The organism is Paenibacillus sp. P3E, from assembly GCF_001909045.1.
Taxonomy (GTDB): domain Bacteria; phylum Bacillota; class Bacilli; order Paenibacillales; family Paenibacillaceae; genus Paenibacillus_AQ; species Paenibacillus_AQ helianthi.
Genome location: NZ_LVWH01000111.1, coordinates 1 through 1299, shown reverse-complemented (window position 1 = coordinate 1299; position 1299 = coordinate 1). Strand labels below are relative to the sequence as shown.

1 protein-coding gene is annotated in these 1299 nt (G+C 48.4%); it reads right to left on the bottom strand.

The annotated features are described in order from the left end of the window. Nucleotides 1-1181 (bottom strand): IS1182 family transposase (locus A3842_RS10170; protein ID WP_074101290.1); only part of this gene is annotated, 1181 nt, incomplete at its 3' end. Between the last annotated feature and the right edge of the window lie 118 nt (nucleotides 1182-1299).

Genomic DNA, 1299 nt, shown 5'->3' with positions numbered 1-1299 from the left:
TCTTTGCGGAAATGCAACGTTTCCCCAGCTAGGCACGTCCATGTATCCCTGGTTTCACTGTACGTCCAGTTCTCCACCTTTCCGATATTCTCTTTCCAAGCTTTACTCTTTTCTTTGTGGTAGCTGCCGTATTTCACGACCGCCTGAATCTCTTCCTTTTCCAGATAGGCGTAGTTTTCTTCACTGCCGTAACCTGCATCCGCAATTACCGCCCTAGGAAGTTTACCCAAGATCTTTTTTGCCTTTTCCATATGCGGCTGTAAACAACGGGTGTCCGTAGGTCTCGGGTGTAGACTGTACGCTAAAATAAACTGGTTTTCCGTTCCGATTTGTACATTGTAACCCGGTTTGAGTTGACCATTTCGCATGTGGTCTTCCTTCATCCGCATGAACGTCGCATCCGGGTCGGTCTTGCTAAAACTGTTCCGGTCGCCAAGTAGCCTCTGGTACTGTTCGTACTTCAGTAATCTGGGCAGCAAATCCTTCCGAAGCTTCCGAACGGCTTTTTTCAGAGGTTTGTCTTTAGGTTTGTCCAGGAGCTTAGACTCCAGCACCTGGGTCAGGGTTTCTAGCTTCTCACTGTTCATCTCACAAGATTCTCCGAATTCGGCGAGGTCCTTTCCCTGGAACTCCTGTTCTTCTTGGTGCTCTGCCGCTTCAATGTCAGCAAACAGAGCGTGTACCTTCTCCTGTAATTTCGCTTTGTGTTTGCTGACCGCTTTGCCCCAAACAAAGGTGTAGCGATTGGCATTCGCCTCGATCTTAGTGCCGTCCACAAAATAATGCTCCAGAGACACGTATTTTTCGTCAGCCAGAAACTGAAGCACGGCGGTAAATACCGTTTCGAGGACATTCCTCATCCGCTGGGAACGGAAGCGATTAAGAGTTCGAAAGTTGGGGCGCTGCCGTCCGGCCAGCCACATGAAAGGAATATTCTCTCGCACGGCTTTGGCGATTTGACGAGACGAATAGATACGCTGAGTGTAGGCGTAAATGATGACTTTGGTGAGCATTTTAGGATGATAGCTGTCGCGGCCGCCGCCGGGATAAGCAGCGTCAAAGATGGAGTCGTCCAGCCGATTGACGGCTGCGTTAACGACACGAACGAGGTGATTTTCTGGAATGTCTTCTTCCAGATCCATTGGCAAGCAAAGTTGGTCCATGGTATATTGAATGTACAAAGAAATCGCTCCTTTTTTGAAATGGTTGCTCGACACTTCCATTTTACCAAAGGGCGATTTCTTTTTGTGATTTTTGAAAGAATTGTAGGAACGTTCCCCCGCTTAAACAGCGGAGAGG